This is a genomic window from Bacillus sp. FSL M8-0063 (assembly GCF_038005545.1).
Taxonomy (GTDB): Bacteria; Bacillota; Bacilli; order Bacillales; family Bacillaceae_G; genus Bacillus_A; species Bacillus_A wiedmannii.
The window spans coordinates 318,905-339,331 of record NZ_JBBOTJ010000001.1; the positions used below are offsets into that span (position 1 = coordinate 318,905).

Genomic DNA, 20,427 nt, shown 5'->3' on the forward strand with positions numbered 1-20,427 from the left:
AAACATGAAGGATTGGCATAAAAGTGTAGTTTATCAAATTTATCCGAAGAGCTTTAATAGCTATTACAATAAAGAAACCGGTGATATAAAAGGGGTTACAGAGAAACTAGATTATTTAAAAGAACTCGGAGTAGATTATATTTGGTTAACACCGATATACCAATCACCACAAAATGATAATGGATACGATGTAAGTGATTACTACAGTATTGATCCATCTTACGGAACGATGGAAGAGTTTGAAGAGCTTTTAGAAGAAGCAAGGGCACGTAATATTGAAATTATGCTGGATATCGTGGTAAATCATAGTTCGACGGAGCATAAGTGGTTTAAGGAAGCGAAGGAAGATAAAAATAGTCCATATCGTAATTACTATATTTGGCGTGATGAAAAAAATAATTGGCAATCTAAGTTTGGCGGGTCTGCTTGGAAATATGATGAGAAGACAGAGCAATATTTTTTACATCTATTTGATGAGACGCAAGCGGATTTAAATTGGGAAAATGAAAAACTTCGTGAAGAAGTATATGATATGATGCGTTTTTGGCTTGATAAAGGGGTAACTGGATTCCGATTAGATGTTATTAATTTAATTTCAAAAGATCAACAGTTCTTAAATGATGATGGAAGTACGGCGACAAGCGATGGGCGTAAATATTATACAGATGGCCCGCGCGTTCATGAATATTTACAAGAGATGAGCCGAAATGTTTTTGAAGGGAAAGATGTAATTACAGTTGGAGAAATGTCATCTACGACAATTGATAATTGTATTAAATATTCAAACCCTGAGTGTAATGAATTAAGTATGACGTTTAGTTTCCATCATTTAAAAGTGGATTATCCGAATGGAGATAAGTGGACGCAAGCTGATTTTGATTTCATTAAATTAAAAGAGATTATGTCTAATTGGCAAATTGAAATGCAAAAGGGCGGAGGCTGGAATGCGTTGTTCTGGTGTAATCATGACCAACCTCGCATAGTGTCACGCTTCGGTGATGATAGAAAGTACCGAAATGAATCTGCGAAAATGTTAGCGACAGCTATGCATATGTTGCAAGGAACACCTTACATTTATCAAGGCGAAGAAATCGGTATGACGAATCCTAAATTCGAGTCCATCGAGCAATATCGCGATGTGGAATCGTTAAATATACACGATATAAAGCGAGAAGAAGGATTATCAAAAGAAGAGATTATCGGGATTTTAAAACAAAAATCTCGTGACAACTCTCGTACTCCGATGCAGTGGAATGAAGAGATGAACAGTGGTTTTACAACAAGTACACCTTGGATTTCAGTGGCTGAAAACTTTACAGAAATAAACGTAGAGAAGGCATTAGAAGATAAAGAGTCTGTATTTTATCATTATAAAAAGTTAATAGAACTTAGAAAAACGTATGATGTAATTACAGAAGGAGAATATGCTATTTTAGATGAAAATCATCTTAAAGTTTGGGCATATACACGTACTGTAAATGAAGAGGTATTACTTGTTATCAACAACTTCTATGGAGAAGAAATAACGTATTCTGCACCAGTGGATGTTCAATTGGATGGAATGAAACAAGAAGTATTATTATCAAATTACAAAGATTCAAGTAAAGAGATTACCAATCTTAACTTAAGACCGTATGAGTCAATTGTATATCGTTATATGAAATAAAAAGGTTGGATGCCGGCGGGTATCCAACCTTTTTATTTTAAAACGCCGCTATATAAAATCTTTACTTCTACTTCCGGTTTGAATTTTACTTTTGCATAATCTTTATTCCAATTTTTTTTCTTCCATAAGTCAGGATGATATGCGATAAGATGTCTTCCGATACCGAAAGCATCACAATTTGCTTTTTGTAACCTGTTCGTTATTTGTTTTGCTTCTTTTGTAAGTTGTTTAGATAATTTTTCATTTAATTTTTTTCTTTCTTCCATTTTGTAAATATTATCTCTTGGAGCCTCAAGGGCTATAACTTTTAGTTGAAGCTTAATGTGAGCATATACATTTCCTTTTCTATCTGTTGTTATTTTTAAGTCTCGCTTTAACTTTCGATTACTAACTTCCATTGTTAAATAATCAGATGTCTTCTCTGATTCATCGCTAGTAAGTTTTTGGGTTATACGGGCACTTGTTCCCATTTTTCCGGTTAATAATACGAATAAAATAGATTGTTTCAAAGGTAAATGCCCAGTTAATTTATCATTGTTAAATAAAGCTAACCCGTTTGTAATTACTTCTTTTCCTTTTATTTTTATAGAAGGGAGGGTAAAGTCTTTACCGGGATCTAACATTTTTGTAGCAGCTGTTTCTAAAGTTTCTTTTGGAAATACACTCATATCTTCTAAGCTTTTCACTTTTTTCTTTAGAAAATCTCCAATTAGTAAATTTCCTACCTTCTTTTTTTCTAGTATCTCGGATGTTTCACCATCTACTGCAATAAGTTTTACTAAAGCAGTTGGGTTTGTTGGGTCCCGAAAGCTGACATCTAAATAGGGGAGTATACCTTTTTTTAGAATTTTGGTTCCTAGTAATTGAACACCATATTTAAAATAGCGAATATTCCCAGTCACATTTTTTTTTAGGGCATCGCTTGTATCCCTTATGTTATGCCCGTTTGCTGAATGTATTTCATTCTCGAATGAAGATTGCTCTCCGCTTGAACTTTTTACGAGTTCAAGCGTTTGCTGAAGTTTATTTTCTTCCGTAATATCATATCCAATGCTATAAGCTAATCTCGCTTCTCTTAATGGTTCTTGATCCCAACAGCCAGAAAGGAATGCACTAGTACATAATATAAAAAGTAATTTAACTCTTTTTTGGAACATACTGTTCTCCTTTCTTATTCCTTATTACTGAATAAAGTAGAAATAAAAGAGGGAGGACAACTATGAAAATATACGTGAACTTATCAGTAAAAGTTGCAATTACTTTTAATTCTTCAGGTGTATCTATAAATAGGGCTACACTAAAAGCAATAATACCAACGATTGGAACAGCCTTTTTATGATTAGCCAGATTGAAGATATGTCCAATTCCTATAGAAGCAGCACAGTAATAACTAGCAATAGAAGCTACAACAGTTATCATCCATATTGGGATGAATAGTAAATCGGTTCGGTCTATAATCCCAATATGTAGAGAACGCAATAAGTAAGCAACTGGCTCTGGAATAAGTTCAACTTGTTTTGGACTAAATACGATAAAGCAAATCCAAACAGTAAAAGTATAAAAAAGAGTTACAAATCCATTAGCGATAGAAATTGCTTTCAGTTTTGCCACAGAACTCCCGTTTACTTTTGGGAAAGCGATAAGAATAATCTCAAAACCATACATAGCTGTAATGGTTTCTTTTGATGCTTGAATAATATTCCACCATCCGGCTTCTGTAATTGGAAAAATGTAAGAAAAATCAGCTCGTGTAAGCCCTAGGGCAATTAAAAGAGCCATTGGTAAAATGAGAATAGAAGCCATGACGTAAAACCGTACGATGACTTTGAACGTATTATAAGCTATGTAACAACAAGCTATTGTAAATAGCATGAGGGTGGCATACCAAGGAGTTGCTTGTAATATCCAAACTTTAATGACATTACAAGCATTTAACATAACCGTCATACCGATAAGGGTAAAATAAAAAACATAAGCAAAACCTAATAGTTTTCCAAACTTATTCCCAAATAGCATACAAACACTTTCATACATATCTGCATCAGGAAATCGTTTTAAGAAAAGCCACATAAGTAAAATAATAAGTTGAATTGCAAGACCAGCGATGAGAGCAGAAATCAATCCGCCACCTTTCGCTATTGGGTGAAGACGGTTTGGTAGAGAAAGTATACCAACTCCGATTTGGCATTGAATAACGAAAAAGGTAAATTGAACAAGTGAAATTTTACTTTGCGTGTTTGTCACCGTTCTCATCCTCTCTCGTTACATGTTGTCGTTGCATTTTTTTCGGTTTTGAATCATGTGGTCGTTCCCAAAACGACCAAATTGGTAGTCGTACAAAAGAGTCTTTCATATCTTTTATCCGCATCGGAGCAACAGGAGAAAGATATGGGGTATGAAATGAATGTAACTGGCATAAATGAACGAAAGTTATAATGAGACCGAATGATATTCCTACATAGCCGAATATGGCAGCAAGGAGCATTAACGGAAAACGAAGAATCCGAACTGCGGAACTCATATCATTTGATGGAACAAGAAAAGATGAGATTGCAGTTAAAGCTACAACGATAATCATTGTATAAGAAACGAGACCGGCTTTTACAATTGCATCACCAATTACTAAACCACCTACAATACCGATTGTTTGTCCAACTCGGCTCGGCAAGCGAATACCAGCTTCCCGTAATAATTCAAAGATTAATTCCATTAAGAGAGCTTCAAAAATAGGAGGAAGTGGCACTTTTTCTAATGAAGCTTTAATCGTATAAACAAGTTCGAGCGGCAACACATCAGGATGAAAAGCAACTGTTGCGATATATATAGCGGGCAAGAGAAAGGCAATCAAGAAACTGACTAAGCGAATCATTCGGATGAAAGAACCGACAATCCAGCGGTTATTATAATCATCTGGTGATTGATAGAAAGCAAATAACGTAACAGGAACGATAAGTGCAGTTGGATCTCCATCAGATAAAATAGCAACTCGTCCTTCCATTAAATTTGCTGCGACTCTATCTGGACGCTCTGTATTTAATTGTTGCGGAAAGGGTGAGAAAGACGTATCCTCTATAAATTCTTGTATGTATCCGGGAGGCATAAGTGCGTCCGTTTTAATTGTTTCTAATCTTCTTTTCACTTCTGCAACTAAATCGTCATTCGCTATATTTTGCATATAAGCAATTGCCACTTTCGTGTGCATTTCTTCACCAAGTGTGAAATATTTAACGACGACATTTGGACTTTTTATGAGTTTACGAATAGAAGCTAAATTGGTTGCTAAATCTTCTACGAAACCAGTATGCGGTCCACGTACAATGCCTTCATTATCAGGTTCTGTTATATCTCTCTTTAAAGATAAAGCCGTTTCGAAAATACAAAAACTGTCGACCTGTTCATGAAAATATAAGGATTTACCTTGTAATAAAAGCTGTACACCATAATTTAAATTTGTTTCTTTTTTCATATTTAATGTGGAAAAAGCTTTATCTAAAGACAAATCAGACCGCGTTAATAATGGCTCAAGAGCTAATTGATGCATTAAATTTGGATCTGATAAAGATTCGATATATAAGATCGTTCCTTTTTCGTTTTGAAAAGGGAGATCTAATTTTTTTATATCATCAGAATGGAAAAGTTTATTTTCAATGTAATTAATGTTCTCCGGAAGTGATGGAAACATATGCTTTTTGCTATTATCTTGTTGTGAACTCTTCTGTTCGGCCATACTTTCCATCTCCTTTACATAGGAATTATTTCTGTTAATTTTTGCTTTTTGTGAGAAAATTATGCTTGGTTTATTTGGAAAAGGTAGGGTGATGGGAAGAAAGTATGTATTTGCGATATTAATATATATCTTTTGTACTATAAGTGGGTAAACCTAGCGGTATGTATAATTACATCATTCGATGAATATGAAATTTAAGAAAAGCGATTTATAATAATAGTATTGTGTCTTGCCTTTTTAGGTGCAGTACACAGCCGGTGATTGGCTAGTGGAGGTTCTTCCATTTTGCCAGTGCCGGTTTTTTATTGGATAATAGAGAAAATGAAGTTTTATAAAGAAAGAAGGGGTTGTTTTGAAGGATGTAAATTTTATTTTTATAAGAGAAAAGATTGCTAGTTCTTATCTTTATTTTATTTCTTTTCTTGGTTTGATTACTATAACTATATCTTTACTTGAAATTAAAATCCCTTCTCATTCAACAATACTAATATTGTTATTAATATTTATGGGGATTGCAGAGTATTTTCCTGTACGATTTTGGAGAGGAACGAGCTCGCTTACCTTTCCCATAATTTACGCTATGAGTTGGCAGTTTGGAATCCATATAACTATTATTGCTATTGTACTCGTAACGTTAATTATTCACCTGCATCGTCGTTCACCAATACAAAGAATGTTATTTAATAGTACTCAGCATGCGCTTAGCTTGATCTTGGCCGAATGGTTTTCAAATAAATGTATGCACTTATTAATTAACAATATAGATATGTCAGTTCTGTATGAAAATTTAATATCTTTGTTATTATTTTGCGTGTTTTTTTGTTTTTTCAACAACCGCTTTTACGATTTGTTAATGATACTCCTTCCACAGCCATATTCAATCTATCAGTGGTATAAAAAAACTGTAACGGTATTCCTTTGCGAAACTTTTGGTTTCTCTTATGCGGCCTTGATGCATGTATTAATTAGTAAATATAGTGTGGAAGTAAATGAGATTACAGTACTTTTTTTCTTTTTTCCACTTGTAGCAATTTCAGTTATTAGCTCTTTTTCTGTACGGATAAGGATGGAGAAGGAACGATTATATGAGCTGTTTCTTATTACGACAGAAATTAGTCGTGGACTAACCGGAGGGAACCTGAAACATATTAAACAAGCACTTAAAGGTTTTTTTGGCATACAAGCATATGGAATATGGACAAAAGATGATGGAAACTGGAATCTTCTATTAAAAGATGGGAAAGTCCATTTCGATATTTCTGATCATTCGGAAAAGTTTGAGGGAATCTCTAAAAATCTTGTGTTTAATGATTGGAAAACTGGTACGGCTCCTGGAGATGAAATATTTGATAGTGTCATACGCTCCCTTGTATATTTTCCTCTTATTGTAAATGATGAACTAGTCGGAATGTTTGTTGCAGGAAAAAGTAGAACTGCGGGTTTTTTCCCGGAAGATGTACAGTCTTTAGCTACGTTTTCTAATCAATTAGCTAACGTAGTTAAAACAAGGATATTGATTTCTGAACAGGAAAAAAGAATGATTTTAGAAGAAAGAAATAGAATCGCACGCGAAATTCACGATGGTATTGCGCAAACATTGGCAGGGGTGATATATCAACTAGAATCCGCACAGAAAAAATATCGTGATAAACCAATAGATATGCAACAAATAGTAGAGAAAAGTATAAAAGATTTAAGAGGAAGCTTAGGAGAAGTTCGCTATTCTATTTATGCTTTAAAACCATATCCGACACAACAATTAGGGCTAAAGCAGGCGATAGCAAGTAAAATAAAGTCTTTAAAACAAGAATATGAACTAGATATTACATATCATGAAAGAGGTCATGCACGTGCACTTAGCTTTTCAAAAGAAAGAGCTATTTTTGATACATTACAAGAGAGTTTGCAAAACATTGTAAAACATGCACAAGCAGACAAGACTGATGTTTTACTTAGCTATCAAAGTGAGCACGTGCTTTTAAGGGTTAAGGATAATGGGGTTGGTTTTTCACTATTTGAGTCTATGGTTAAAACGAAGAATGAGCCACATTATGGTATATTACATATGAATGAACAAGCTGAACAATTAGGGGCTACTTTACAGATTGATAGTTCTGTAGGGAAAGGGACAGAAATTACACTATTAATTCCAGATTCACAAACAAGGGGTGCGTAAAATGATTAAAATATTAGTAGTGGATGATCATGCTTTTTTACGAGACGCAATTCGGAGCATACTAGAGGATGAATCTGATATGAACGTGGTTGGAGAAGCTAGCTCTGGGGACGGAGTATTGGAAAAAGTAGAAGAATGCAGACCAGATTGTATTTTGATGGATATTAATCTTCCTGGGAAAAATGGTATTGAAGCTACAGAGTTGGTGAAAAAAAATTATCCGAATTGCCGAGTACTTGTGTTTACAATGTATGAGCATGATGAGTATTTAATGGATGCACTCCAAGCTGGTGCTGATGGGTATTTATTGAAAGATTCATCATCGGAGCAGGTAGTAGCAGCAATTCGGATGTTATATCGAGGTGATTCAGTTATTCATCCGCGTATGACTAAAAAATTAATTACATATCATCAGCAAAAAATGAAAGTAGAATCAAATGAAAATGAACTGACGGAACGTGAAAAGGAAATTCTCTTTGAATTAGTAAAAGGACTTAGTAATAAAGAAATTGCTGAAGCTCTGTATATTAGTGATAAAACAGTTAAAATTCACATCAATAAAATTTTTAAAAAACTAAATGTGAAAAGTCGGTCGCAAGCGGTGATTTATGCTGTTCGAAATCAATTGGTTCCGTTGGATTAAATAAGAGATGTTTAAAAGAACTATCGTGTTTCTTTATTCTATATTACAAAGAATAAAGAGCAAGATAGTTCTTTTGTACTATGTAGACATAGAATCATTAGAAAAAAGATACGCCTTTCGTTTAATTTTCAGAAAAGTTAGAATGTGGAATAATAAAAATAGAATTATTGCTTAAAGCTACTAATAATTCATGTTGTAAATCATTGTAGTTGGAAACAATTTATGGGGGCTTTTATAGAAAGAAGATTAGAAGTGTGGGGATGGCGGTAGTAGTGTTGGAGATTTTTGATCCTTTTAAATAGATCCAAGGTTGATAGAATTGCCAATGCTACATAGGAGCTCAGAAGATTTATTTTAGAAAAAATAATTTTAATAATAAGGAGATGCGCTATGAAGAAGGGGAAATTCGGAAGAATACTTATCGGAACGCTAACTGTTGGTATGTTAATGTCTCAAGGAATTCCATATAACGTATTGGCAGAAGAAGTAAATACATCTACTTTAACTGGAATTGATGATGCAAGTTCTATATTGAAAGGACTTACAAAGGAACAACGTAATGCTTTAAAAACACTAGATACAAAACCTGGTTTTGTTATTTCACCAGGCATTAATACAGCAAGTCCTGATAATGTGAATGTGATTGTAGAATTTAAGCAAGCACCTAGCAAAATCGAGATGTTAAAACAAGCAGCTAAAGGGAAAAAAATAGCTCTTTCAACTGCAGAACAAAAGGTGGAAGCATCGCATAAAGGATTTAAAACTGAGCTTGAACAGCTTCAAAAAAAGAAAGATAAGGGGCCGGATTTTAAAACTGCCAAAATAACAAGAGAATATAAGAATGCTTTTAATGGTGTGGCAATGTCGTTACCTGCGAATATGATCGAAGATTTAGTTCGCACTGGTATTGTTAAGCGTGTATGGGAAGATCGTGAGGTCAAAATTGATTTACCGAAAGAAACAGCTAAGACGGCTGCCGAACCCAAAATGGCAGATAGTGTACCACAAATTGGTGTGGACAAGCTGCATGATGAAAAAATAACAGGAAAAGGAATTAAGGTAGGTGTACTGGACACAGGTATTGATTATAACCACCCTGATTTAAAAGATGCTTATAAAGGGTATCGTGCAAAGCAAGGTGAAGATGCAAGCAAAATAGATCCGAACTCAATAAAAGGATGGGATTTTGTTAATAATGATGCTGATCCAATGGAGACAACGTATAAGGATTGGCAAAATTCTGGAGGATATCCTGAAATTTATGATGGAAGTGCATACTATACATCCCACGGTACTCATGTAGCTGGGACAATTGCTGCAGACAAAAAGAATAGTGTGGATTATGCAGTTACGGGAGTCGCTCCGGATGTAGATTTATATTCATATCGTGTATTAGGTCCATATGGAAGTGGACAAACAAGCGGTATTCTTGCTGCGATTGATAAAGCAGTGAAAGACGATATGGACGTTATCAATTTATCATTAGGTGCGTCTATTAATGATCCTTTATATCCTACTTCTATTGCAGTAAACAATGCGACGTTAGCTGGTGTTGTTACAGTAGTAGCGGCAGGTAATAGTGGTCCAGAAGAAGGTACCCTTGGATCACCTAGTGCAGCAGCACTTCCAATTACAGTTGGAGCAAGTGACGCTGCGATGACTATCCCGACATTTTCCGCCGATGCAGCTGATTTACATGTGGATAAAATGATGCTACTTGGAAAAAGCTTTACTGATAAGATTGAAGATTTGAAAGGTCAATCATTATCTGTTGTATATACAGGTCTTGGGAAAATAGATGATTTTAAAGGGAAAGATGTACAAGGAAAGTTAGCGCTCATCCAGCGCGGTGAGATTACATTCGATGAAAAAATTAAAAATGCTAAGGAAGCAGGTGCAAAGGCGGTAATTGTATATAACAATGTAGATGGTGAAATTACAAGTTACCTTGGGGAAAGTACTTCATCTATTCCATCGTTCCGCTTAACAAAGGCAGATGGTGAGAAATTGCAAGCAAAAGCTGTCCAAGGAGATGTCTCTTTAACATTTGGAGAACTGAGTAACACAAAAACAGAAGGAGATCACTTAGCTGATTTCAGCTCTCGCGGTCCTGCAAGTAAAACAGATGATATTAAGCCGGATATTGTAGCGCCAGGTGTTTCTATTTTCTCAACTGTTCCTGAATATATTAATGATCCAAAGGATGGAGAAAATTATCCGGTAGCGTATGGACGTATGTCAGGTACATCTATGGCAACTCCTCATACAGCGGGGGTGGCGGCACTCATTTTACAAGAACATCCAAACTATAGTCCGTTTGAAGTAAAAGAAGCGCTTATGAATACTGCAGTTGACTTAAAAGAGGCACGCTCTGTATTTGAGGTAGGATCAGGCCGAATTGATGCGTATCGTGCAGTTCATGCAGATACAGCTATCGAGGTTATCGATAAAACATCAAACGTTGTAAATGATGAAGAAGTAGAAATTGAAGAAAAAACAGGGTCTATTGCATTCGGGTATAAAAACCAATTGGGAAATGGACCTATTAAAGATAGTCGAAAAGTCTTAATTAAGAACAGCAATAAAACAGACGAGAAAGAGTTTAAATTAGAAGTAGAGTTTTCAACAACAAGTGTAGGTGTGCAAGATGCAGCGAAGAATGGTGTGAAGCTGAACGTACAAGATTCTATTAAAGTAGCTCCTAGTACATCAGGGGAAATTAGCCCTGAAATTATCATTCCAGAAAACGCTGAATTTGGTAGATATGAGGGATATATTCATATTTCAAATAAAAAAAATGAAAAAGAAGTATATCAAGTGCCATTTGCAGTTAAATTCACAGAAAAAGGAATTGAATCTGTAGATTTGCTGAGAGATGCAATGGCAACAGATACATCTAACTTCCATCCATTTATGGAAAGGCCGAGTTCACCGCTGACATTTAAATTGAACAGTCCACTTGAAACTATCGATGCAGTGGTGAAGGATCGAAAAACAGGAAAGGCATTAGGAATTGTGGGGACAATTAATGCTAGCAGTCTAACACCAAATATTGAATATATCATGTTCGATGGTATGGGTGGCTATGTATTCCCGTTTACAGGAGATCCAAATCATCCAATTGGAGACAAGCGAGTTACGTTGCCTGATGGAGATTACCAACTTGATTTCATTGGATATGACAAAGAAGGGAAACCTTATACAAAAGGAGATAGCGTAATTATTGATAATATCAAACCTGAAATGAAATTTACCGATGTAAAACCTGGCGTTCATGAGGTAAATGAATCTATGTTCAAAGAAGAAGATGGTCAGCGTGCATTATGGGTACATGGTAACATTTATGATTCTACGATAGATGTATTAAAGGCAAAAGGCCTTCAGTATGACCAAAAAACTAATGAAATTGTATATTACCAAAACTCTGCTTTTCCGTCAGGTTGGTTGAATACAATTCAAGCCAATGGTGATTTTAAATTTGGTGTACTTCCAGAGGAAATCAATGAACCGCTTAATTTAAGGTTATTTGGATATGATCTTGCAACTGCATCAAATATGGCAAATGGATTTAAAGATTATGTCTTTGTTAAAGAGGGAACGGAATACGCTGTCCCAAGCTATGACAAGGATAAAGTTAAACTAGGAGAAAAAATTACATTAACTTTAAATCTTAATAATGTGAAACAACTTATGTCAGGTACATTTGAGATTCCTTATAGTAAACAGTTGTTTAAATTTGTAGATGTTAAACCAAACCCAGCACTTGCAGAATATGCAAAACAACATGGATTAAATATTAAATTAGAAGATCCAGTGATAAATGAAGAAGGAAACTGGGAAAACAAGGTGAAAGTTGGTGCATCTTTAGAAGGAACAGAATTTAAAGGTCTAGATGGAGACGCACCATTTGTAGATGTTACATTTGAGATGACGAGTGACGAGTATTTTAATAATTTAACAGCATTTGGAGTAGATAAATTCTCTTATACAAAAACAGGTGCATCAGAAGGCGTTGAGATTCCTGTGTTTAAAGATAAATCCTTTTCTATTATTTCGAAACATGCAATGGTTACAGGATATATTGGACCAGAAGCTTTCTTAACTGAAGAGGGGTATTTAGGTAAGAATGACTACACAAAACTAGGAGCAAAAGTGTATGCAGTTGGTAAGGATGGAAAGAAATATACAGGAACGGTTGATGATAATGGGCAATTTGAAATTCATAGTGTTCCAGTAAGTGATACAGAATATAATATTTTCGTAGAAATGCCAGGTCATTTAAATAGTAAATTAACTACAAAAATAGGGAAAATGCAGGATGGAGAATTAGTGGGACAAAACTTTAGAGCTGATATGGATGACAGCCTTGCAGGTGATGTAAACGGCGATAAAATGGTAGATATTCAAGATGCTAGAATAGCAGCTCTTTCATATGAAAAAGGAAAAGTGGCTGTAAAAGATGGAGATGTCAATCAAGATGGTGTTGTAAATGAAACAGATATTCGTTTTATTGAGAAGAATTTCTTGAAAAAGGGTCCAGATGCCAAAGAAAATCAGAAACCGAAAGAAAATGTAGGGCCAGTGACGTTAGATAAAATCTTACGTTCCATTGGATTAGAGCCAAAAAAATAAGTGGGCACAATTCTAGAGTAAACTAAGTGATAAAACAATGAGTATAGAATTAAATAGGATTTACTAACAATGGACCGGTAATGATTCGATGTAACATTACCGGCTATTCTTAAAGTGATAGTTATTTGTATACATGAAGTAAATAGTTTAACGTTGGTTAGGTTTCGTTATGGGGAATATTATTTGTTTAATTAGTATTGTTTGTGGGATGGAAATAAGGTTTGGAGTTTGAACTTTAAAAATAGGGGGACTTGTGAAATGAGTATTAAGAAAAAACTTGGTATGGGTGTTGTAACTGCAGGGCTTGGTTTATCTTTAATTGGCGGGGGGACATATGCGTATTTTAGTGATAAGGAAGTATCACAAAACACGTTTGCAGCGGGTACTTTAGATTTGAGTGTTAATCCTGAAGTTGTTATTAATGTCGACAATATTAAACCAGGTGATGAAATGGAACGCGGTTTTCAATTAGTTAACAAAGGAACTTTAGCGATAGGAGACGTGAAACTTCTTACAGATTATAGTGTAATCGATGCTAAAGGAGATAATGGAAGTGCTGATTTGGGTGATCATATCCGTGTCGATTTCTTATGGAATTTGGATAAAAATGAGGTTCCAATTTGGTCTACTACATTATCTGAATTAAAGGTAGCTACGCAAAACGGAAGTATTCCTGATCTTGTACAAAAAGGTGTTGTAGACCGAGAAGGAAATGGACTTGCTCCTGGTAATGATGATACTTTCTATGTAATGTTCACATTTGTAGATAGCAATGAAGAGCAAAATGTATTTCAAGGAGATTCATTAAAATTAAATTGGACTTTCAATTCAATGCAGACAAAAGGTGAAGAGAGATAAAGATAAATGTTATATATAAGAATAAATTGATGAAGAATTGAGAAATAAAATTTTTAATAGTGTAAGGGTTGATTTAGTGAATCAACCTTTTTTGTGTTTTGAGAGAAAATTATGCTTGGATTATTTGAAAAAAAATAAGCTTGAAAGTTACGTTACGTCATCTTTTATACTTAAGGAAACAAGGAGTAGAGGGATGGTGTATATAATTTTGAAAAGTATGTGGGGATGGAAAGAAATTTTATATTTATTTGTGTTTGTATTTATTATTGTTCCAGTAACTGTTGAATCTCTTTTTTATGACTATGCTTTAAAAATAATAGGGAACTCATTATATGCTGGAGTATTAATGGGATTTATAATGGCAGTGATATTTACTACTGTAGTTTATCTTTTTTGTATAAAAAGATATAAGATCTCGTGGAGAGATATTGGAATTCGGAAGCTTTCATGGAAAGATTTCTTATGGACATTTGGAGCGGTTATTTTCTTAATTGTAGTTAGTATTGCTGTATTAATGATAATGGAGAAAATGGGTATTTCTTTTGAAAATAGTAAAACAGAAACGGTCCAAAATGATAAATCAATATATTCATTCTGTATCGCGGTAATTGGAGCAGCAGTTATATCACCAATCTATGAAGAGATTTTGTATCGAGGGGTTTTTTATACGTTTTTTCGTGATAAATATGGTATATGGGGCGGAGTGCTTATAAGTTCCATAATATTTACCGTTGTTCATATTCCAACATATAACACATTACCAGTGAATTTTTTTAGTGGAGTAGCATTTGCGTGGTTATATGAGAAAACAAATTCTATTTTATCAGCTATGATTGCCCACGCATTATTCAATTTTATAGCAGTACTTCTCACATTTATGTCGAATTAAGAAGATATATAGGAGGGATACATATGGAAATAGCTGTAGAACGTGTTTTTACGAAAGAGATCTTAAGAAGAGCGGCAAAGGCATTTCATGTAACAGTGGAAGAGAAGCCGCTTGGAGATTTTGAAAATTATATTTTTAAGGCGAAGGGAGATAATGATGAGGACTATGTATTACGTTTAACGCATTCTTCGCATCGCTCTAAAAAAGAAGTTGAAGCTGAACTAGATTTTTTACGATATGTTGCGGAGCATGGGGCAAAGGTAGCAGGACCTCTTAACTCAACTTCTCAAAATCTTGTAGAAGAAATTGGAGCGGAAGATAGCACTTTCTTTTTTGCTTCTTTATTTACATATGCAAAAGGTGAGCAAGTAAAAGGGGAAGGATCGCCTTATTGGGGAGATGATTATTTTGAAGCATGGGGAAAAGCGATTGGACAACTGCATCGCCTAACAATGAGCTATCCTAAAACAGACTATCGTGATACGTGGGAAGAAGACGAAAGTGGGATTGTTAATGAATTAGAAGATGATCAAGTGAAAAAGATTGCAGCGGTATTAATGGATGAAATAAAGGTTCTTCCAATTGAAAGAGAAACGTTCGGCCTTATGCACGGTGATATCCATCCCGGTAATTTTCATTATGATGGTAAAGAGCTAACAATCTTTGATTTTGATGATGCGGCTTATAATTACTTTATACATGATTTAGCGATGGTTCTCTATTACTCTGTTCTATTTACACCATGGACAGCGGAAGAGAAGACAGACTTTGCTCGTAAACAGCTACAAGTGTTACGAAAAGGCTATGAGCATGAGCACAGACTGGCGGATAGTTGGTATGAATCGTTACCGTTGTTTTTACGTCTACGTGATGTTGGTTTATACGGTACACTTCAAAAGAAGTTTAAGGGGAAAGATATGCCAGATAACTTCCGAGAATTATCAGAAGAGCTATATGAAAGAATTATAAAAAGAGAAGCAATTGTGAATATATAATACATTTAATTCGAAACAAAGTATATAAAACAAATATATACTTTGTTTTTTTATACAAAAATATGTTTACTTTATTAAAATAATATTGTCCTAGATTCAGTATACACTTATAATTTTATATATATTCTGAATATTCTTTATAAAGAAGGAGGGGGAATGTTGGAAGCTTTCGTGAATTGGTTAAATAATATTGTTTGGAGTCCAGCACTTGTTTATTTATGTTTAGGAGTAGGTTTATATTTTTCCATTCGAACGAGGTTTTTACAAGTAAGGCATGTAGGAGAAATGGTGAAGCTGACATTTCAAGGTGAAAAATCAGAGGCTGGTGTTTCTTCATTTCAAGCGTTAGCGCTTTCGTTATCAGGACGCGTTGGGACGGGGAATATAGCTGGGGTAGCAACAGCGGTTGCCTTCGGTGGACCAGGAGCTGTATTTTGGATGTGGGCAGTGGCCTTTTTAGGAGCAGGATCAGCTTATATAGAATCTACATTAGCGCAAATATATAAGACGAAACATCAAGGACAGTTTCGTGGTGGACCTGCTTATTACATTGAAAAAGGTTTAGGTGTGAAATGGTATGCATTAGTATTCGTTGCAGCGACAATTCTTGCAACGGGGCTTTTACTGCCAGGTGTGCAGGCAAATAGTATTGCTGTAAGTTTAGAAACAGCTTTTGGAATTAACACTACCGTATCAGGGGCTTTATTAGTTGTTGTACTAGCTATTATCATCTTCGGTGGTGTAAAGCGAATTGTTAACGTTGCACAAGTTGTCGTACCGTTTATGGCAGTTGGTTATATTTTAGTAGCTTGCGTTATTGTTGCTATGAATATTGAAAAGTTGCCAGAAGCATTTATGCTAATTATAAGAAGTGCTTTTGCATTAGAAGCGGCTTTCGGTGGTATTATCGGTTTAGCAATTTCTTGGGGAGTAAAACGAGGTATTTATTCCAATGAAGCAGGGCAAGGAACTGGACCACATGCAGCAGCTGCTGCGGAAGTATCACATCCAGCTAAGCAAGGTTTAGTGCAAGCATTTTCCGTTTACATTGATACATTATTTGTTTGTTCAGCAACAGCATTTATGATGATTATTACAGGCATGTATAACGTATTTGATGCAAGCGGAAAAAACTTTATCGTAAATAAATTAAATGGTGCTCAGCCAGGACCGGGATATACACAGGCAGCGGTAGAATCTGTTTTCCCTGGATTTGGAAACGGTTTCGTTGCAATTTCGTTACTATTCTTTGCATTTACAACAATTATGGCATATTACTACATTGCAGAAACGAATATTGCGTACTTAAATCGTGATAAAGACCGCCCTTGGCTGTCTATGATATTAAAATTTGTATTTTTAGGAGCTGTATTCTACGGCTGTATAAAAACAGCAGCAACGGCGTGGGCGTTAGGTGACATCGGTGTAGGAATTATGGCATGGGTAAATATCATTGCGATTTTATTATTACAAAAACCTGCATTAGTCGCATTAAAGGATTATGAAAAGCAGAAAAAAGAAGGAAAAGATCCAGTATTCGATCCAGGGCCATTAGGAATTAAAAATGCTGATTTCTGGGAGCATGAATACGGAAAAGATAAGAAAGAAGAAGTATCTTAATAGAATAGAAGTGAAAAAGCAAAGGGAAAATCCCTTTGCTTTTTTTATGGACAAAATGAGGCTGGAAGTTATTTTTTTTCCTATTTTTGAATATAAAAAGAATGTACATGCTTTGTTAGTGGAAGGGGGGAGTATGTTGATAGAGTTTCGTAATGTAAATAAATATTATGGCAATTTTCAAGTTTTAAAAGATATTAATGTGCAAGTGAAAAAAGGTGAGGTGGTAGTAGTTGTTGGGCCTTCAGGATCAGGAAAAAGCACGTTGCTTCGGTGTATAAATCAGCTAGAGACAATTACAGATGGAGAGTTAATTGTACAAAATACAGAGGTACACAATGTCAAAACAGATATGAATGAATTACGCCGAAATATCGGGATGGTCTTTCAACATTTTTATTTATATCCACATAAAACGGTTCTTCAAAATATTACACTAGCACCTATTAAAGTAAATAAAGTTTCAAAAGAGGAAGCTGAGCAAACAGCGATGTTTTATTTAGAGAAAGTAGGAATTCCGGAGAAGGCTAGTGTATACCCGCATCAATTATCCGGAGGACAACAGCAAAGGGTAGCGATCGCTAGGGGGCTCGCAATGCAGCCGAAAATTATGCTATTCGATGAGCCTACGTCTGCTCTTGATCCAGAGATGATCGGGGAAGTACTTGATGTTATGAAGACGCTAGCTAAAGAAGGGATGACGATGGTCGTTGTCACGCATGAAATGGGGTTCGCGCGAGAAGTAGCAGATCGGATTTTATTTATGGATGATGGCAAAATCATTGAGGATACAACACCGGCGCAATTTTTTGCAAGTCCTGAACAAGAAAGAGCTCGTCTATTTTTAAGAAGAGTGTTAAATCATTAAAGGGGGAGTTTTATGCTTAAAATGAAAAAGTTGTTTACGTTAATCGTATTTTCATGTTTATTCGTACTTGTCGTTGCTGGATGCGGAAGTAAAAAAGATGAGACGAAAGAAACGAACACGAAACAAGGCGGAGCTGTTGAGCAGATTAAAAAGCGCGGGAAACTAGTAGTTGGGGTGAAGAATGATACGAACTTATTTGGCTTGAAAAATCCTTCGACAGGACAGGTAGAAGGGTTTGATGTTGATATCGCAAAGGCGCTTGCGAAAAAAATCCTTGGAGATGAAAAGAAATTAGAATTAAAAGAAGTAACGTCTAAAACGCGTATTCCACTACTGAAAAATGGTGATATTGATGCAATTATCGCGACAATGACAATTACGGAAGAACGTAAAAAAGAAGTAGATTTTTCAGATGTATATTTTAAAGCAGGGCAATCGTTACTTGTGAAAAAAGGAAGCGATATTAAAAATATTGATGATGTGAAAAAGGGTGTGAAAGTGTTAGCGGTAAAAGGTTCAACGTCTACAAATAATATTCGTCAAAAATCACCAGAATCGACTGTATTAGAATTTGAAAATTACAGTGAGGCATTTACAGCGTTAAAAGCAGGGAAAGGCGATGTATTAACGACAGATAATGCAATTCTTTACGGCATGGCAAAACAAGATTCGAATTATGAAGTTGTAGGGAAAATTTTCACGGATGAGCCGTACGGAATTGCAGTGCAGAAAGGTGCAGATGATTTAACGAAAGAGATTAATAGCTTGCTAAAAGATATGAAGGCGAACGGGGAGTACGACAAATTGTATGAGAAATGGATTGGGCAAAAACAAGAGAAGTAAAGTGATAGTTTCATTAATGGAGCTTTATTCTCATTGATAAATAGTAAGAGGATGAGGGATGCTCATCCTCTTCTTGTAAAGAAAGAGGGGAGAATATGTGCCTGATTTTTCTATATTGACGAATAACATTGATATGTATTTAGAGGGCTTTAAGTATACAGTTATGTCTAGTGTAATTGCGTTAATAGGCAGCTTTATTTTGGGAGTAATTTTGGCTGTAATGCGCATTGCACCTATTCGTATTTTAAATTGGTTGGGAACGGCTTTTGTAGAGTTTGTAAGAAATATTCCACTCGTATTAATTGCATTTATATTTTATTTCGCTTTACCTGTAATAGGAATTACTTTAAATGGTTTTGTAGCAGGAACAGTTACGCTTACCGTATATACTGCAGCGTTTATTGCGGAAGTCATTCGCGCTGGTATTTTATCAGTTGCAAAAGGTCAAATGGAAGCAGCGCGTTCCTCAGGATTAACGTATGTACAGGGGATGTATTATGTTGTTTTACCCCAGGCGATGAAAATCGTAATCCCTCCTCTAGGAAATCAATTTCTCAATTTAGTAAAAAACTCTTCCATACTCGGAATTATCGCTGGTACCGATTTGATGTATCAAGGAGATTTAATTTCAACGAAGACATTTGTTACGTTCGACGTTTATATATTTGTCGGGATATTTTATTTAATATTAACAATTCCGCTCAGTATGCTAGTGCGTTATTTAGAAAAACGCTTAGCAAAGGAGGCGGTGTAAATGGATTTTAAGGGAGCAATTACAGGAGATCATATTCTGTTTTTATTAAAAGGATTACTTATAACGTTAGAGGTAGCGCTCGTAGCAATTGTACTTAGCTTTATTATTGGTAGTGTAATAGGAATATTGCGCTACATGAAAATACCTGTCGTCTCACAAATATTAGGAATTATTGTTGAAGTAATTCGAAATTTACCACTACTTTTAATTATATTTTTCACGTATTTTGCACTTCCAGAAGCAGGCTTAAAATTAGAAATTATAACAGCTGTAATTGTTGCCTTAACAATATTTGAAGCAGCAATGATATCTGAAATTGTTCGAAGTGGTTTATTATCTATTGAAAAAGGGCAGATTGAGGCTGCAAGATCTTCAGGATTAACGTATGTTCAAGCGCTTTGGCATATTATTTTACCACAAGCATTAAGAAGAATGGTCCCGCCGCTTGTTAGTCAGTTTATTTCATTGCTGAAAGATACATCATTAGCAGTTGCTATATCACTGCCAGAGCTTATGCATAATGCTCAAATTATTAGCGGACAGAATGTAAATTATATGATTCCAACGTTTATAGTAGTAGCTTGTATGTACTTTATCGTAAACTATAGTTTATCAATTTTATCGAGAAGATTAGAACTTCGTTAACCTTTACAATATATGTAAAGGTTTTTCCTTGTTTAACCTTATTTCCCTCTAATTAGAATCTAAAACTCGCGATAATTCGATTTTTTATATTATTTTATCAGAAAAGTTTTAATT

15 protein-coding genes are annotated in these 20,427 nt (G+C 35.0%); 12 read left to right on the plus strand and 3 right to left on the minus strand.

Annotated features, from left to right (window positions below; genetic code table 11):
* Nucleotides 1-4 precede the first annotated feature (4 nt).
* Nucleotides 5-1,666, plus strand: a complete 1,662-nt coding sequence (gene treC / locus MKX31_RS01500; protein WP_088046981.1) for an alpha,alpha-phosphotrehalase — start codon at nt 5-7, stop codon at nt 1,664-1,666.
* A gap of 32 nt (nt 1,667-1,698) precedes the next feature.
* Here the strand turns inward: treC and gerKC are convergent, their stop codons facing one another.
* The 3 genes from gerKC to gerKA are packed head-to-tail and all read right to left on the minus strand — an operon-like array spanning nt 1,699 to nt 5,393.
* Complete coding sequence (gene gerKC / locus MKX31_RS01505; RefSeq protein WP_064477098.1) at nt 1,699-2,823, minus strand: spore germination protein GerKC; 1,125 nt, start codon at nt 2,821-2,823, stop codon at nt 1,699-1,701.
* Complete coding sequence (locus MKX31_RS01510; protein WP_088046980.1) at nt 2,804-3,910, minus strand: GerAB/ArcD/ProY family transporter; 1,107 nt, start codon at nt 3,908-3,910, stop codon at nt 2,804-2,806. The genes gerKC and MKX31_RS01510 overlap by 20 nt, the downstream gene beginning before the upstream one ends.
* Entirely contained in the window at nt 3,891-5,393 is a 1,503-nt protein-coding gene (gerKA, locus tag MKX31_RS01515) for a spore germination protein GerKA (protein WP_340979780.1), read from the minus strand. Before gerKA ends, MKX31_RS01510 begins: the two co-directional genes overlap by 20 nt.
* Before the next feature lie 352 nt (nt 5,394-5,745).
* Between gerKA and MKX31_RS01520 the strand changes: the two genes are divergently transcribed.
* The 11 genes from MKX31_RS01520 to MKX31_RS01570 all read left to right on the plus strand — a co-directional run bounded on the left by MKX31_RS01520 (nt 5,746) and on the right by MKX31_RS01570 (nt 20,313).
* Nucleotides 5,746-7,569: a GAF domain-containing sensor histidine kinase gene (locus tag MKX31_RS01520; protein ID WP_088046978.1), complete on the plus strand. Its 1,824-nt coding sequence runs from the start codon at nt 5,746-5,748 to the stop codon at nt 7,567-7,569.
* A 1-nt stretch (nt 7,570) separates the two neighbouring features.
* Entirely contained in the window at nt 7,571-8,212 is a 642-nt protein-coding gene (locus tag MKX31_RS01525) for a response regulator (protein WP_000590680.1), read from the plus strand.
* A 390-nt stretch (nt 8,213-8,602) separates the two neighbouring features.
* Nucleotides 8,603-12,844: a S8 family serine peptidase gene (locus tag MKX31_RS01530; RefSeq protein ID WP_088046977.1), complete on the plus strand. Its 4,242-nt coding sequence runs from the start codon at nt 8,603-8,605 to the stop codon at nt 12,842-12,844.
* Nucleotides 12,845-13,102: 258 nt separating this feature from the next.
* Nucleotides 13,103-13,702 carry a TasA family protein gene (locus tag MKX31_RS01535; protein WP_088046976.1) on the plus strand — a complete coding sequence of 200 codons (600 nt, stop codon included), beginning with the start codon at nt 13,103-13,105 and terminating at the stop codon, nt 13,700-13,702.
* Between the two features lie 202 nt (nt 13,703-13,904).
* Entirely contained in the window at nt 13,905-14,591 is a 687-nt protein-coding gene (locus MKX31_RS01540) for a CPBP family intramembrane glutamic endopeptidase (protein WP_340981536.1), read from the plus strand.
* A 23-nt stretch (nt 14,592-14,614) separates the two neighbouring features.
* On the plus strand, nt 14,615-15,586 hold the full coding sequence (locus MKX31_RS01545) for a phosphotransferase enzyme family protein (protein ID WP_064477092.1): 972 nt from the start codon (nt 14,615-14,617) through the stop codon (nt 15,584-15,586).
* A 159-nt stretch (nt 15,587-15,745) separates the two neighbouring features.
* A complete protein-coding gene (locus MKX31_RS01550; protein WP_098103386.1) occupies nt 15,746-17,206 on the plus strand; it encodes an alanine/glycine:cation symporter family protein in 1,461 nt (486 codons plus the stop codon).
* Complete coding sequence (locus tag MKX31_RS01555) at nt 17,151-18,071, plus strand: amino acid ABC transporter ATP-binding protein (RefSeq protein WP_340979784.1); 921 nt, start codon at nt 17,151-17,153, stop codon at nt 18,069-18,071. Before MKX31_RS01550 ends, MKX31_RS01555 begins: the two co-directional genes overlap by 56 nt.
* 12 nt (nt 18,072-18,083) lie before the next feature.
* Entirely contained in the window at nt 18,084-18,914 is an 831-nt protein-coding gene (glnH, locus tag MKX31_RS01560; RefSeq protein ID WP_078183481.1) for a glutamine ABC transporter substrate-binding protein GlnH, read from the plus strand.
* Between the two features lie 97 nt (nt 18,915-19,011).
* Nucleotides 19,012-19,668: an amino acid ABC transporter permease gene (locus MKX31_RS01565; protein WP_001112680.1), complete on the plus strand. Its 657-nt coding sequence runs from the start codon at nt 19,012-19,014 to the stop codon at nt 19,666-19,668.
* Nucleotides 19,669-20,313: an amino acid ABC transporter permease gene (locus MKX31_RS01570; protein ID WP_064477088.1), complete on the plus strand. Its 645-nt coding sequence runs from the start codon at nt 19,669-19,671 to the stop codon at nt 20,311-20,313.
* The last annotated feature ends 114 nt before the right edge of the window (nt 20,314-20,427 follow it).